Origin of the sequence: Acinetobacter sp. AL9 (assembly GCF_041464035.1) — a bacterium.
GTDB lineage: Bacteria > Pseudomonadota > Gammaproteobacteria > Pseudomonadales > Moraxellaceae > Acinetobacter > Acinetobacter towneri.
In genome coordinates this window covers 1-16,243 of record NZ_JAYFSK010000001.1, presented here as the reverse complement: position 1 = coordinate 16,243, position 16,243 = coordinate 1, and the positions used below count along the sequence as shown (strand labels likewise).

Here is a 16,243-nt window from a genome sequence, read left to right as displayed (position 1 = left end):
AGAACACCAAAGTGCCCTCTTTAATAGATTTCTAATTTTGCAATGCTGTTAGTTAAGCTTGATTTGGTAGACGGCAGTAGTTCCACTGACTTCATTACCCACAACTAACAGTGGCTTGCCGTTAGGCGAGTCTTTGGCTGCAATAAAGATCAAACCTTCGGGACCGAGATTTGAATTTTCAACGGTAACCTCATTACCTTCTGCATCGAAAGATGTACGGGTTTCACCAAACTTACGATCATTAAAATACTCAACAAAAGATGCTTGTGTCGGTTGGGTAATGTCGTACACCATAATGCCACCCATACGCTCCAACCCAATAAAGGCAAAAGTTTTTTGACCAATTTTACCTAAAGCAATGCCTTCAGGCTCAGGGCCTTTATTGTCACTACGATCATCTATACTTAATTTTTCATGATTGGTATTAAAGTATTCTGGAAATAATTCAGCAGCTTTACGTTCAAAGTCATTTTTTGAGTCCCAAACAATTTTTTTGGTTTTAGGATCTACAATACTGAACGAGCGGCCACCATAAGCATATAGTTTGTCATAGGTCATGAAACCATCGCTGTCTAGCACAGGCTCACCATTTGTATCTTTCTTGTAACCTTGCGTCCAAGTAATCGTCAAACGACCCAATTGTGAATCTTTAATTAAATTATCTGCACAAACTTCATTGGCATCTGTAGTGGTACATGCTTTAAATACGTTTGAATCAAGCTTTGCGCCTTTAACCCCTGACTTTAATAGACGTAAATGCGCTGCATAATCGCCATTGGTACTGAAGCCTTTATTATTGAATAAGTGTTTAACACGAATTTCTTCTGCATAACCCTGAGTTATTTCATCCGTACCAAAATATAAGTCTTCATCAACCAACCATTCACGCGCATCACCTTCATTGGCAGTGACCAAGTAGCTTTGTCCATTGGCTTGATATTGCGCAATTGCATCTGGCATATACATGCCATATAAGCCTGGCCAAGCTTGAATATTAATCATCCCCTCATTTTTAGCACAGGCTGTAATCGTTTTACCGTTATAGTCTTGCTTACCAACAACACAATCACGATCACCTGCATCTAAAGCATTTGCAGCTAAGCCAAAGTCTTTATAGCCCAAGGGGAAAATATCGACCACTTGGTCTTGAATCAAATCAATCACAGCAATAGCATTGTTTTCTTGTAGACTTGCCCAAGCAGTTTTACCATCGTCACTCACCGCAATATATTCAGGCTCTAAATCTTGTGCGACAGTCGCATTTGGCCCAAAAATACGCACGCCCGCATCAAGCAATTCCTGCTTACGTGTATTCCATGCCTGAAAATCTGCAGTTTTTACAGTAGGCTTGTTAATATCAGTCAGATTAATAATACTGATTGAACCTTCTGGATCAATCTTATAACCTTCATTTGGCTCACCTTCATTGGCAACCAAGACTTTTTTGCCATCTGGAGTAAAAGTCAACATATCAGGCAATGCACCGACTTCAACTTTGCTGATAAAGCTCAGGTCTTTGGCTTTAAAAAATGCCACGATGCCTTTATCAGTTTTAGGTGTTGCCTGAACAGCTAAAGCGACAATACCTTGATGTACCGCAACACTATTGACTTCAGAATTCGCCATATGAGTCTTGGCATCCAAGCTATTCAGCTTAACAGGTGCACTTGGGTTGCTTAAATCCAGTACATCGACCACACCATTTTTCGCATTGACTACAAATAAACGTTTGCTTTCAGCATCATAAGTAGGAATTTCCGCAGCACTCGCACCAAAAACTTGTGCATCGTATTCCCCTAAACGCTCCAAACTAATTGTTGTAGGTGTTGCTTCAACAACTTCTTCTTTTACAGGAATAGGATCATTATTATCATTACAGCCCACCATCCCCACAGACAATAAAGCCAACATTAATGCAGAAATTTTCGTTTTCATAAATTACTCATCATTTTTCTAAATGCACCCAACTTACAAACTCAAAGTGAATAATCGGTGACAAATAGATGACAATTTCATGGCATTTACTTGAATTTTCAAACACTTTTCATACTTTTGCAGATGCAGTCCGCTAGATTGCAAAATGGTTTAAACTAGACCAAATGTCCATTTTGCCGAGTTATGAACCAAACACCGACCCATCAAGCCCTGCATCCTGAATACCGTCTTTTGGTATTTCTGGTTTCAATTGGCTTTTTTATGCAGGCGCTCGACACCACCATTGTGAATACAGCAATCCCTGCAATGGCGAATAGCCTGCAGGAAGACCCGCTGCGGATGCACAGTGTGGTGGTGGCGTATGTACTCTCGGTGGCAGCGTGTATTCCATTAAGTGGATGGTTGGCAGATCGTTTTGGGGTACGCAACACCTATTTTGCAGCGATTATTATTTTTACCCTTGCCTCTTTGGGTTGTGCTGCTGCGGCGAGCCTGAATGAATTACTATTTTATCGGGTGATTCAAGGCATCGGTGGTGCATTGCTCTTGCCTGTCGGGCGCTTGGCGATGCTCAAAATTATTCCACGCACTCAGTTTTTATCTGCCATGAGCCTGATGAGTCTGGCAGGGTTGATTGGCCCCTTAATTGGTCCAACGCTGGGTGGCTGGTTGGTCGAAGTCGCCACGTGGCACTGGATTTTCCTGATCAACATTCCTATGGGCATCTTGGGCTGTTGGATTTGTATTAAAGCCATGCCGAATGTGACTGAAACTGAAGTTAAAAGCTTTGATTTTCTCGGGTTTATCCTATTAGTTGTGGCGATGGCGGGCTTATCTTTAGGCATCGAAAATTTTGCCAACCCACAACATAATCTGCTTTGGAATTTAGCGTTAATCTTGGCTGGCGGTATTGCCGCAGCATGCTATGCCCGCCATGCCCATACTCATCAAAATGCCTTATTTCGCAGCGATTTATTTAAAAATCGCTTATATGCCATTGGTATTTTAGGTAACTTTTTTGCCCGCTTCGGGGGCAATGCCATGCCTTTTATCATGCCAATCATGCTGCAGGTGGCTTTTGGTTTTGAACCATTTATCACAGGTTTGATGATGATTCCAACTGTGCTTGGTTCTTTGGTATCCAAGCCGATCATTCGGCCTTTAATTCAACGTTTTGGCTATCGGCAGTTTTTACTGACCAATACGTTATTGGTCGGGGCGTGTATTGCTAGTTTTGCGCTGACCACTGCTGAAACTGCGACTTGGTTACGTGCCTTGCATTTTTTTATATTTGGGGTGCTTAATTCATTGCAGTTTGTGGGTATGAATACCTTTACACTCAAAGATTTACCTCAACAAGATGCCAGCAGCGGCAATAGTTTTTTATCCATGATTATGATGCTGTCGATGAGTATTGGCGTGGCATTGGCAGGTACTTTGGTGAATATGTTTAGTGCCTATTACGGCGCAGAACAGTTAGTCAGTGCCTTTCATGCCACTTTAATTTGTTTGGGTGTATTAAATATTTTGGCATTTTTAGTGTTTTGGAGTATCCCCAAACACACGGCTGTTTAAAACGCCATTACCGAAAGCGCATGGTGCTACACCGCACTGCGCGTTATGATATGACTTTGCTCCGCGAAGCTTTTTCAACATGCGCAAACCATCAAATCGAGCTAAAAACTCAGCTTTTACACCGCACTATCGTATGACCATTGCGGTGCTTGGCAGTGCTGTTTTGGCGGTTTTATTGTATTTGGATGTGTTGCGCCAACAACCTGCGGCAGCCGAAGAATATCCAATTCAAGGCTTTGACGTGTCACATCATCAAGGCGATGTTCAGTGGCAAAAAATTTCCCCACAAAAATATGCCTTTGTCTATTTAAAAGCCACCGAAGGAGGCGATTTTAAAGATCATAAATTTCAGGATAACTGGCTCAAAGCCCGTGAACATGGCTTTTTGGTCGGCGCCTATCATTTTTATCGCTTATGCCGTGATGGAGCAATTCAGGCAGAAAACTTTATTGCGACTGTTCCAAAAAAATCTGACAGTTTGCCACCTGTAATTGACTTAGAATATGACAGCAACTGCATCAACACTTACACCAAAGAACAGTTACTGCGCGAAATTCAAATCATGCATGATGCGCTATATCAACATTATGAAAAACAACCGATTTTTTATGTATCTAAAGCCTTTTACAATATGGTATTAACTGAAAGCTTTAAGCAAACACCCCTTTGGGTCAGAGAATATCAGGGTAAACCACAACTGGCAGGTCAGCCAAAATGGTTATTTTGGCAACATACCAATCAGGGTCAAATAAAAGGTATTCACACCCCAGTCGACCTAAATGTTTTTTATGGCAATACCAAACAATGGCAGCATTTTTTAACAGACAACGCAATTCAACCCACAAGACTTGAACCGAACCAGAAAAAATAACAAGATAGCTGCATCACAATAAAAAAGTACCGTCATGAAAATTATGAAAGGGCTGCTTTGGGCTGCTCTTACGCTCAGCATTTGTGCAGGATTCGCACTGCTTTACCTATTACAACCCGCAGGCAAACTAGAACAATTTTCCGCATGGCAATATTCAACAAAAACCGCAAATGCCAACTTAAAAGTACATTATTTTGGCGTATCTACCCTATTGTTTGATGATGGTGAAAACCAAATTCTGATTGATGGATTTTTTAGTCGCCCCTCTCTTGCACAAGTCATGTGGAACAAGTTAGACAGCCAACCAGCCTTATTGCACAAGTTGATTCAACAGCATCAATTACAACGCACACGTGCGATTTTGATCACCCATTCGCATTATGATCACACGCTAGATTTGCCATTTTTGGCGCAGCAACTCAAACACAGTCAAATCATCGGTTCAGAAAGTAGTTTGAACATTGCCCGTGGTGCCGCAATTCCTGAATCTCGATTAAGCCTTGTCAATCCTGCCCAACCAATACAGATTGGAAAGTTTAAGATTACGGCTATTCCATCACAGCATACCCCTGCCACCGCTGTGAATAATGATTTAGGTGAACAAATTCAACAACCATTGTCCTTACCTGCCCGTTTTTATGAATTTAAAGAAGGCGGCAGTTTTGATTATTACATTCAGCATCCTGAACAGAACATTTTAGTCAAAGCCAGTACAGGCGCGATTTCTAAACAATTACAACACTTGCAGGTAGATACTTTATTTTTAGGGATTGCACAGCTCTCTAAACAATCGGTTGCTTTTCAACAGCATTATTTAGATGAAACTGTGGAAACGTTGCGCCCTCGTGTCGTGATTCCAATTCATTGGGATAATTTTTTCCAGCCTTTAGCGCGCCCTTTAGAGTTTTTGCCCCGCATTGCCGACCATAGCCCACGGAGTTTACAGCGTTTGATCGACTATGCAGAACAGCAATCGACACAGGTGATTTTGCTGAATAGCAACACGCCTTATCCGCTTGCTCCGATGCTACAACCGACTTCCTAAACATGCGATACTGTTGAAATCTAAACGCTTCATCTAGTTTGTGCCATGCGGAAAATCATTCATATTGATATGGATGCCTTTTATGCCTCTGTTGAGCTGCGCAGTCGTCCTGAATTGCAGCATTTACCTGTGGTGATTGCTTCGCATCATCCTCGTGCTGTGATTGCTGCGGCATCTTACCCTGCGCGTGAGTTTGGTTTACGTTCTGCCATGTCGATGGCACAAGCCCGCAAACGCTGCCCGCAGGTGGTGGTGCTCGAGCCTAATTTTGCGCTCTATCGTGAGGTTTCCGCACAAATTCATCAGATTTTTCAGCGTTATACACCACTTATTGAACCCTTGTCTTTAGATGAAGCTTATTTAGATGTCACCGAAAATTTACAAGGTATTCCAAGCGCAACTGAAGTCGCAATGCGGATTCGGGCAGATATTTTTCAAAGTACAGGTTTAACGGCCTCGGCAGGTGTCGCACCGAATAAATTTTTAGCCAAAATTGCTTCGGACTGGCATAAACCCAATGGCATTTGCGTGATTAAACCCAGTCAAGTGCAGCAGTTTATTCAGGACTTACCCTTAAAGAAAATTCCAGGCGTAGGTAAAGTCACGCAGGAAAAATTAAAAAGCTTGAATTTAAATACCTTGGGCGATTTGCAACACATTGAAGAAAACCTGTTGATTCATCATTTTGGCAAATATGGAAAACGTCTGTTTTTATTTGCCCAAGGGATTGATGAACGTCCTGTGCAGGCAGAACGTGAGCGCCAGCAAATTTCCAAAGAAATCACCTTTGATGATGACTTAAACTTAGCCGAATGTGCAGCTTACTGGTCTAGCTTGATTGATCAGGTTTGGCACAGTTTAGTGAAAAAACAATATGTTGCACGTGGCGTATCGGCCAAATTGAAACTCAAAAATTTTCAGATCTTACAACATAGCAAAAGTTTTAAACAGCCACTTGAGAGCAAAAACGATCTTGAAAAAGTCCTGCAACTTTTGCTTCACGAAATGCATATTCCCGCACAGGATCAATTCCGTTTAATTGGGGTCGGTCTGTATCAACTCAGCCCTGCCGATGAACAAGCACAACTATCTTTGCTGTAAATATCACAACTCATAAATATCACGGATTTTAAAGCGGTAAACTTCCCGCTCTACATAAAACATACCTAGCCAATACTTGCCGATGAATACTAAAGCCAACTTTTGTATAAATTTCAGCCAAAAGAATAAAAATAAGACAATTTACCCTTCACAGTTGTGCTTTTTAGAGTAATCTATGCGCGCGATGTATTTATCCGTACATACGCTGAGATGTCAAAAATCACCATTACTTTTGGCATACTTGTCCTGTGATTGGCGTGACGATCAAATCCGAAGATTACAGGACAACTCTGCGCTTGGCACTTCGCCGCTTTGATACACCGTCTCTCTTTTCCTCGTATTTTCCATTCAACTACTTTTTATTTTAAGCAGACTACTGCCTGCATATTTTCCACGTGCTTGCCTGCCTCTATAATACCTCACGCTTTTTATACCTAATCGCTTGGCGCGAGGATCACACCCAATGGCTGTTCAACGTCTACATATCCAAAAACGTTATTCTGAAATTGCAATTTCGGGAAATTTAGTCCATTTGGCAGGGCAACTGGCAGAAGACACACAACAAGATATTGAGGGGCAAACCCAACAAACACTTGCCCTGATTGATCGTTTATTGGCAGATGCGGGTACAGATAAAAGCCACATCATGTCGGTGATGATTTTTCTAAAAAACATTGAGCGCGATTATGCCGCAATGAATCAAGTTTGGGATGCTTGGGTGGCAGATATACAAGCTTTACCGCGTACCTGCGTAGAAGCCAAGTTATACCATCCTGACGTTTTGGTTGAGATGACTGTGGTTGCAGTCAAACCTGAATAGCAACCCAACGTAAAATAGACACGATTAAATCAAGAGTCACAGCCAATTAAAAAAATCAGCATGTCATGGCGACATGCTGATTCATATTGTCTATCTAGTGACTTTAGCGGCAAGCGTTTAGCCCAATACCTTCACTTTATGGCGTACAGAATGCGCTAAAAAATCATACTTTTTTAAGGCTGTATCCAAATCTTCTAAGTCTGCATACGATGACGGTGACTGCCCAAAAGCTTCACGCAATTCGTGATATTCAGGCACATCTTCATAACGCAGCACTTTATAACCCGCCAAACGCAGCAATTCATCTTGGTATTGCGCATTGCGGCTACGTTTCAGCATCAACAAATCATCTAAGGCTACAATTGCAACGACCTGATGATTAGCATCCAACACCACAAAATCGGCCATCATATTGCGGTATTTATGTCGAGTACGTGAAAATTTCGTGGTCAGCAAGGCATCAAAAGACACATGCGCCAAGATGATATGTTGAGGTAAAATTTCCTGCAAACGTGTATACGTCAGCTGTTCATTTAAGTTAAAAATTGCACGTTGCTTTAGTGCACTGTCCTGAGGTTTTTCTCTATTTTCCAAGCCCTTAACCGCCATCAAGAGAAAGAAAATCAGTATCAAAACCCCAATCAAAATATAAATGGTCATTATTCAATCCTTAAAATCATTTTTATAGTTGTTTCGGCTTCATGCCGATTTTTTCATCAAATCAGTATATAACACGCTTTTATATTTAAACGTTCCATTTAAGAAACTACATGAAACATTGACAAAACCATCATAGAAACAGAAATTTTGTTTCACAAGCCAGCCTTTTGTCTAAGTGCTGTAGCATCTAAGCGTGTTTTTATCATTAGATACGAATACTGTATAGCATGCAAAAAAATAACAAAGCAATGCTTAACAGATTCGATTGTCGGACAATTCCGATGAAATGAAAAGCAAACAAAAAAGGCGCTGCAGCGCCTTTTGATGGATCTTAACTTCAAGTACTAAGCTTTCGATTTTGGCTTAGATTTTTTGTGTGAAAATGGACGTTTTTCACCTGTTTCACGTGGCGGCAAACCTGTGTGCTGAGTCAATATTTGCCCTTTCTTCGGACGATTACTGTTCTGAGCACGATTACCACTTTGCCCCGTACGTTTTTGTGAATCACCCGCGACAGTCGAGTTTTTCTTACGTGCCGTTTGATACTGTCCATCTGTGCCTTGCGGCTGATAGGTTGGAATCAGGTGCTGTTTAGAGTTTCCGATTAAATCTGCACGTCCCATTTCTTTTAAGGCTTCACGCAACAACGGCCAGTTGTTTGGATCATGGTAACGTAAGAAAGCTTTATGCAAACGACGACGTTTTTCGCCTTTGACAATATCCACATTTTCGGTATAACGCGCCACTTTGGCCAGTGGGTTTTTACCTGTGTAATACATAGTCGAAGCGGTTGCCATTGGCGATGGATAGAAGGTCTGTACCTGATCGGCACGGAAACCATTCTTTTTCAGCCACAACGCCAAATTCATCATGTCGTAATCGGTCGTTCCCGGATGCGCGGCAATAAAGTACGGAATTAAATATTGCTCTTTGCCCGCCTCTTTACTGAAACGATCAAACATTTGTTTAAAACGGTCATACGTACCAATACCCGGTTTCATCATCTTAGATAATGGACCTTTTTCGGTATGCTCTGGTGCAATTTTTAAATAACCGCCCACATGATGCGTCACCAATTCACGTACATATTCAGGGTTCAACACCGCCAAGTCATACCGCAAACCTGAACCAATCAGAATTTTTTTAATGCCTTTCAGTTCACGTGCTTTACGATACAACTGAGTTAAAGGTGCATGATCAGTGTGTAAGTTTTGACATACGCCCGGAAATACACAGGAAGGTTTACGACAATTCTTTTCAATTTCAGGGTCTTTACAATGCAAACGGTACATATTTGCAGTCGGGCCACCCAAGTCTGAAATAATGCCAGTAAAGCCAGGTGCAGTATCCCGAATTTTTTCCACTTCACGCAAAATGGATTCTTCAGAACGGTTTTGGATAATTCGGCCTTCGTGTTCGGTAATCGAACAGAAAGTACAGCCACCAAAACAACCACGCATGATATTGACCGAAAACTTGATCATATCAAAAGCAGGGAAACGTGCATTGCCATAAGATGGATGCGGCAAACGTGCATACGGTAAATCGAATACATAGTCCATTTCTTCCGTAGTCAACGGAATAGGCGGTGCATTCAACCACACATCACGTTCACCATGCTTTTGCACCAAAGCACGCGCATTGCCCGGGTTAGTTTCTAAATGCAAAATACGGTTAGCATGCGCATACAGCACAGGATCATTCGCCACTTCCTCAAAAGAAGGCAAACGAATCACTGCCAATTCACGTGGGGGTAATTTGTGTTTAATTGCTTTTGAAGCAGGCTGCAATTGCACAATCTGGGTATCTGCATCTAGCTGATCACCTTCACGAACAATTGGATTGCTGACTACATCTTTCTGGAAATTTTGATATTGCGCGAGGTTGTTGCCCTTATCTTTTTCAATCTCACAACCGTCTAAATCTTCGGTCATCACATAAGGGTTGATGATTGGATCGACACGGCCCACGCTATCTACATCATTAGATGCAATTTCAACAAATTTGGATTTAGACGCACGGTTATGTTTATTGATAATAAATGCTGTACCACGTACATCTGTAATTTCGTGGATTTTTTCACCTTTGGCCAAACGGTGCATCACTTCAATAATCGAACGCTCGCCATTGCCGTACATCAATAAGTCGGCTTTAGAATCCATTAAAATCGAGCGACGAACTTTGTCAGACCAATAATCATAATGTGCAATACGACGCAACGAGCCTTCAATCCCGCCAAGTAAAACAGGCACATCTGGAAAGGCTTCACGACAACGCTGACAATATACCGTAGCCGCACGGTCAGGACGTTTATTCGGCTGATTGTCTGGTGAATAAGCATCATCAGAACGGATTTTACGGTCTGCAGTATAGCGGTTGATCATCGAGTCCATATTGCCCGCGGTAACACCCCAAGCAATGGTCGGCTTCCCTAGTACCCGAAAAGATTCCACATTGGTCCAGTCTGGTTGGGCGATGATCCCGACACGAAAGCCCTGCGCCTCAAGCACACGACCAATCACGCCCGATACAAAAGAGGGATGATCAATATAAGCATCACCACAAACCAAAATAAAATCGCAGGCATCCCAACCGAGCTGATCCATTTCTTCGCGTGACATCGGCAAAAATGGCGCAGGCTCAAAACATGACGCCCAATATTTGTCGTAATCAAACAACGCTTTGGGTGCGGTCTGAGCAGTATAAGCAGTAGACATGGCTTGCAATTCTCGGCTGGGAAGTGGAAGATCAAAAGTCGATCAAAGATGAAAGCCGACTATTTTAGCATGAATTCCATTCATCTTGCTTGATTAAAAAACACACAAAATCAGCAAACTATTTTTATATCCTAAGTTGGTATCTGAATAAGAAAAGCATAAAGGGATAAGCCTAAAGCAATAATCCTGAATGCTTATCGCAGCGCTGTTGGTTTAATCTTTAAACGCCACGCACCATAAAGCGCCACACCCAAGACTGCAGTCATCACCCATGTCAGACCAGACCAGCCCCATTGTTCCCAAATCAGACCGCTACCACTACCGAGCAAACTCGAACCCATGTAGTAACTAAATAAATATAATGATGATCCCACTGCACGATACTGCAGTGCTTGAATCGACACCCAACTACTGGCAGTAGAATGTGCGGCAAAAAAAGCAAAGGTAAATAGCACCAATGCAGCCAATACGACGGCTAAATGTGCAATCGACATCAACCATAATGCGATCAACATTAGGACAATCACCATAGGCAACACACGTTCACGTCCAATACGATTGCCCCAGCTTGCCGCACGCGGTGAACTATAAATACCCGCCAAATAGGCAATTGAAATCACCCCAATCCAAACTTGGGAAAGCTCAAATGGTTTAGCTAGTAAATAATAGCTGATGTAATTGAAAACACTGACGAAACAGCCCATCAGCAAAAAGCCCTGTAAAAACAGGATTCTTAATTTACGGTCTGCCAAATTGGCAACAAAAGCATCTCTAAACCGCGAGAAGCGAATCGGATACGCTGTAAAATTTTTCGATGCAGGAAGTAACATATAAAAGGTGATTGCAATTAGTAAATTCAAACCACCAATAATTAGGGTTGCCGCTTGCCAAGATATAAAATCGACCAAGACCCCAGCAATTAAACGTCCACCCATGCCACCAATGGCCGTACCCGAAATATACAGCCCCATAGCAAAACCAATATCTTGCTGTCGAATTTCTTCACCAATATAGGTCATGGCGACCGCAGCTACACCACTCACAGCAATGCCAATAAAAATTCGTGTGGTTAAAAAGAATGACCAGATTGGAAGTAAGGCACTCAGAATTAATAAAATGGCAGCTAAAAATAAAGCCAAAACCATAATAGGTTTACGCCCAAAACGATCTGAAATAAAACCTGTGAAAAGCAAACCTATCGCCAAAGCCACAGTAGAAAATGACAGCGGGAAACTACTTTGGGTTGGTGTAACCGTAAAAAAATCGGCCAAAATTGGCATCATCGGTTGCACACAGTACAAGGTCGAAAAAGAAGCGAAACCCGCTAAAAACAACGAAAAAAGAATGGCTTTAAATGGCTTGGTACCATACTGAACATGAGATGCTACAGCTAAATCAGACATATTTACTCCAATCACGCGATCAGTATACGCCTGTTTATGGACAAAAATAAGCTCGGTATTTTATCGTTTGCTCAAAATCAGCATCAGTATCATCCATCACTTTGTCAGTTTTTGCTTACATGTACTGAAGCAAAATGAGGCTAGGCAGTATTTTGAGTTAACAGTATTCTTAAGACATGAGGAGACAGGATGTTTCCCAAACTAAAAACAACAATAATAAGTTTGAGCACCAGGATCGTGAGGTACGACAGGAGTTATACCTAAACACGAAATACAAAGAACCCCTGTCAGGATGACGGGGGTTCTTTTTATCTGTATCTTGGATATATAACTTTATATATCATCGCTTTCTATTTATACACCCCATAATCAAAAAGTCCCCAAACAATGTTGAGGACTTTTGAACTTAACACATTACAAAGTTAAGCTTTGGCTGCAACCGTTTTGCCCGCCTTAATTTGCTCCGCTTCATCTTCACTCATAATCAAAGCAACCGCAATTGCAGTGATCAGCACTGGCAAACCTACTGCGATAAAGTTGAAGTGTGCAGGTAAATTCATACCCAATAAGCCGCCAATTAAGATTGGACCTACAATGGCACCCATACGACCAATTGCAGATGACCAACCAATACCTGTTGAGCGTACTGCAAGTGGGTAATATTGTGCCACATAGCTATACAACAGCATTTGTGAACCAATAGATGCTGCACCTGCCAAGAACACTAAGATGTAAAGCAAGAATTGATTAGATTGGAAGCCCATGAGGCTCATCACCAATGCGCCCATGATTCCCAAGAACATCAATACAGGTTTTAAGTGGAAACGGTCTGCCAAAATACCACCGCCCACGATACCAACGACTGCACCTACGTTCATCACCATCATGAACATTAAGCTGTTGTCCATAGAATAGCCTGCCGCCATCATCAGTTTTGGCAACCAGCTGCTGAGTGCATACATGGTTAATAGACAAGTAAAGAACGCTAACCAGAACAATAAAGTATTCACTGCACGACCGCGTTTGAACAAGCTCACCACGTTAGCAGCTTCAGGCACACCAACCTGATACAATTCAAAAGTGGTGTCTTCGGTAATTTTTAAATCTGGTGCTAAACGCGCTACGATTGGACGGGCTTGATCTTGCTTATTTTCTTTGACAATAAAGGTTAAAGATTCTGGCAAGAATTTCCAAATCACAGGCAATAAAAACAATGGGATACCTGCAATAAAGAACATGATTTCCCAGCCAAAACTTGGGGTAAACCATGAGCCAAGTAAGGCTGCCATTACACCACCTACAGCATAACCACTAAACATAGTAGTCACTAAGGTGCTACGCATGGTTTTAGGTGCATATTCAGAAGTTAAGGCCACAAGGTTTGGCATTACACCACCAATGCCTAAACCCGCCAAGAAACGTAAAATCGCAAACTCAGTTGGATTAGAGGCGAAGCCACCTGCAAAGGTTAAACCACTAAACAGAACGATACAGATCATGATGACTTTCTTACGACCAATTTTATCGGCCAAAGAACCAAAAATCATCGCGCCAAACATCATACCTGCCAATGCAGTACTCGCGAGCATCCCCGCCTGAACAGCACTCAAGCCCCACTCATCCATCAATAAGGGTAAAACGACCCCATTAATTGCCAAGTCATAGCCATCAAATAAAATGATCAGTAGACACCATGCCACGACATTGAAATGAAATGGTTTGAATTTTGCGTGATCGATGACATCATTCACGTTAATTGCTTGATGTGCCATTCCTCACCTCCTGTGAGTTTGTGTTTCAGTAAGCTTGAATAGCAATTTTTACAGTGAAGACTTTCATTTTTATCAGTCATCCATGTCCACTTTTGCCATTCAAGTAGATTGTGTAACTTTCACACAAAACACAAAAAATAAAAATTCAACATTAGTCTAAAACATTTTATTAATTATGGGTTTATTGTTATTTTAAACACAATAAAATGTGATTATTCTTCTTAATATTTTCTTTCCCACATAAAAAAACACCCCCAACGCTAGTTGAGGGTGTTCGAATAATGAGCTGGCGATGACTTACTCTCACATGGGTAACCCCACACTACCATCAGCGCGAAGAGGTTTCACTTCTGAGTTCGGGAAGGGATCAGGTGGTTCACTCTTGCTATGGTCGCCAGCACAACTGTTATGGACTTGTTCGGGTCTTAGTTACATTGCTTAAGCTTGATGCTTTCGCTTGTAATGCCTTACTTGGTTCCAAATGAGTTATTAACAGGTTGGCTATTGTATCTGAAATTTCATGTTCAGCAAGGGCTGAATCAAGATATTTGATCTGATCAGTTTCAAGTGATCTTTTATGAATCGATTGATGCTTGTGATACAACAACTGTTTGGGTGTTGTATAGTCAAGCCTCACGAGCAATTAGTATTGGTCAGCTTCACATATCGCTATGCTTCCACATCCAACCTATCAACGTCGTAGTCTTCAACGGCTCTTTAGGAGGCATAAAGCCTCGGGGAAATCTTATCTTGAGGTAGGCTTCCCGCTTAGATGCTTTCAGCGGTTATCCCTTCCGAACATAGCTACCCGGCGATGCGACTGGCGTCACAACCGGTACACCAGAGGTTCGTCCACTCTGGTCCTCTCGTACTAGGAGCAGATCCTCTCAAATTTCCAGCGCCCACGGTAGATAGGGACCGAACTGTCTCACGACGTTCTAAACCCAGCTCGCGTACCTCTTTAAATGGCGAACAGCCATACCCTTGGGACCTGCTTCAGCCCCAGGATGAGATGAGCCGACATCGAGGTGCCAAACACCGCCGTCGATATGAACTCTTGGGCGGTATCAGCCTGTTATCCCCAGAGTACCTTTTATCCGTTGAGCGATGGCCCTTCCATACAGAACCACCGGATCACTAAGACCTACTTTCGTACCTGCTCGACTTGTGGGTCTCGCAGTTAAGCGCGCTTTTGCCTTTATACTCTACGCGTGATTTCCGACCACGCTGAGCGCACCTTCGTACTCCTCCGTTACTCTTTAGGAGGAGACCGCCCCAGTCAAACTACCCACCAGACATGGTCCTCGTCCCGGATAACGGGACAGAGTTAGAACCTCAACATTACCAGGGTGGTATTTCAAGGACGGCTCCACTCGGACTAGCGTCCAAGTTTCAAAGCCTCCCACCTATCCTACACAAGTAAGGTCAAAGTTCAATGTCAAGCTGCAGTAAAGGTTCACGGGGTCTTTCCGTCTAGCCGCGGGTACACCGCATCTTCACGGCGAATTCGATTTCACTGAGCCTCTGCTGGAGACAGCGCCGCCATCATTATGCCATTCGTGCAGGTCGGAACTTACCCGACAAGGAATTTCGCTACCTTAGGACCGTTATAGTTACGGCCGCCGTTTACTGGGGCTTCGATCAAGAGCTTCGCTTACGCTAACCCCATCAATTAACCTTCCAGCACCGGGCAGGCATCACACCCTATACGTCCACTTTCGTGTTTGCAGAGTGCTATGTTTTTAATAAACAGTTGCAGCGGCCTGGTTTCTGAGGCTGTCGACAGCTCAAGGAGCGAGTCCTATCACCATCAACAGCGTACCTTCTCCCGAAGTTACGGTACCATTTTGCCTAGTTCCTTCAGCAGAGTTCTCTCAAGCGCTTTGGTCTACTCGACCTGACCACCTGTGTCGGTTTCGGGTACGATTCCAGTGTAACTGAAGCTTAGAGACTTTTCCTGGAAGCAGGGTATCAGCCACTTCACTGTACAAGTACAGCTTGCTATCAGATCTCAGCATAGAGCACCCCGGATTTGCCTAAGATGCATGCCTACTTCCTTTCACCTGGACAACCAACGCCAGGCTGACTTAACCTTCTCCGTCCTCTCATCGCATTACACTGAAGTATTGGAATATTAACCAATTTCCCATCGACTACGCCTCTCGGCCTCGCCTTAGGGGTCGACTCACCCAGCCCCGATTAACGTTGGACTGGAACCCTTGGTCTTTCAGCGAACGGGTTTTTCACCCGTTTTGTCGTTACTCACGTCAGCATTCGCACTTCTGATACCTCCAGCAGACTTCTCAATCCACCTTCTTCGGCTTACAGAACGCTCCCCTACCAC

Annotated in this window: 10 protein-coding genes and 2 rRNA genes; 5 read left to right on the top strand and 7 right to left on the bottom strand. The window is 42.8% G+C overall.

The features are described 5' to 3' along the window. Positions 1 to 48: 48 nt before the first annotated feature. A complete protein-coding gene (locus tag ACEO2X_RS00060; protein WP_371970887.1) occupies positions 49 to 1,935 on the bottom strand; it encodes a choice-of-anchor I family protein in 1,887 nt (628 codons plus the stop codon). A 183-nt stretch (positions 1,936 to 2,118) separates the two neighbouring features. Here ACEO2X_RS00060 and mdtD point away from each other — a divergent pair, with 183 nt between their 5' ends. The 5 genes from mdtD to ACEO2X_RS00035 all read left to right on the top strand — a co-directional run bounded on the left by mdtD (position 2,119) and on the right by ACEO2X_RS00035 (position 7,347). After that, entirely contained in the window at positions 2,119 to 3,510 is a 1,392-nt protein-coding gene (gene mdtD, locus ACEO2X_RS00055; RefSeq protein WP_371970886.1) for a multidrug transporter subunit MdtD, read from the top strand. A gap of 79 nt (positions 3,511 to 3,589) precedes the next feature. Continuing rightward, positions 3,590 to 4,381, top strand: a complete 792-nt coding sequence (locus tag ACEO2X_RS00050) for a GH25 family lysozyme (protein ID WP_346792818.1) — start codon at positions 3,590 to 3,592, stop codon at positions 4,379 to 4,381. A gap of 34 nt (positions 4,382 to 4,415) precedes the next feature. Continuing rightward, positions 4,416 to 5,426 (top strand): MBL fold metallo-hydrolase, encoded by a 1,011-nt coding sequence (locus tag ACEO2X_RS00045; protein WP_179993468.1) that lies wholly within the window; start codon positions 4,416 to 4,418, stop codon positions 5,424 to 5,426. Positions 5,427 to 5,471: 45 nt separating this feature from the next. Further along, complete coding sequence (gene dinB, locus ACEO2X_RS00040) at positions 5,472 to 6,527, top strand: DNA polymerase IV (protein ID WP_371970884.1); 1,056 nt, start codon at positions 5,472 to 5,474, stop codon at positions 6,525 to 6,527. Between the two features lie 463 nt (positions 6,528 to 6,990). Further along, entirely contained in the window at positions 6,991 to 7,347 is a 357-nt protein-coding gene (locus ACEO2X_RS00035) for a RidA family protein (RefSeq protein WP_004975615.1), read from the top strand. Between the two features lie 117 nt (positions 7,348 to 7,464). On the opposite strand, the gene ACEO2X_RS00030 is transcribed toward ACEO2X_RS00035, so the two are convergent. The 6 genes from ACEO2X_RS00030 to ACEO2X_RS00005 all read right to left on the bottom strand — a co-directional run. Continuing rightward, positions 7,465 to 8,007 carry a DUF2726 domain-containing protein gene (locus ACEO2X_RS00030; protein ID WP_179991331.1) on the bottom strand — a complete coding sequence of 181 codons (543 nt, stop codon included), beginning with the start codon at positions 8,005 to 8,007 and terminating at the stop codon, positions 7,465 to 7,467. 344 nt (positions 8,008 to 8,351) lie between these two features. Next, positions 8,352 to 10,724, bottom strand: a complete 2,373-nt coding sequence (locus tag ACEO2X_RS00025; protein WP_096902257.1) for a YgiQ family radical SAM protein — start codon at positions 10,722 to 10,724, stop codon at positions 8,352 to 8,354. 194 nt (positions 10,725 to 10,918) lie between these two features. Beyond that, positions 10,919 to 12,127, bottom strand: a complete 1,209-nt coding sequence (locus ACEO2X_RS00020) for an MFS transporter (RefSeq protein WP_371970882.1) — start codon at positions 12,125 to 12,127, stop codon at positions 10,919 to 10,921. A gap of 422 nt (positions 12,128 to 12,549) precedes the next feature. Next, the gene (locus ACEO2X_RS00015) at positions 12,550 to 13,899 is read right to left on the bottom strand and encodes an MFS transporter (RefSeq protein WP_371970880.1); all 1,350 of its coding nucleotides are present in this window, start codon (positions 13,897 to 13,899) and stop codon (positions 12,550 to 12,552) included. Positions 13,900 to 14,183: 284 nt separating this feature from the next. Next, a 5S ribosomal RNA gene (gene rrf / locus ACEO2X_RS00010) occupies positions 14,184 to 14,298 on the bottom strand. Between the two features lie 223 nt (positions 14,299 to 14,521). Beyond that, positions 14,522 to 16,243: ribosomal RNA gene (locus ACEO2X_RS00005) — 23S ribosomal RNA — on the bottom strand; the annotation flags it as partial.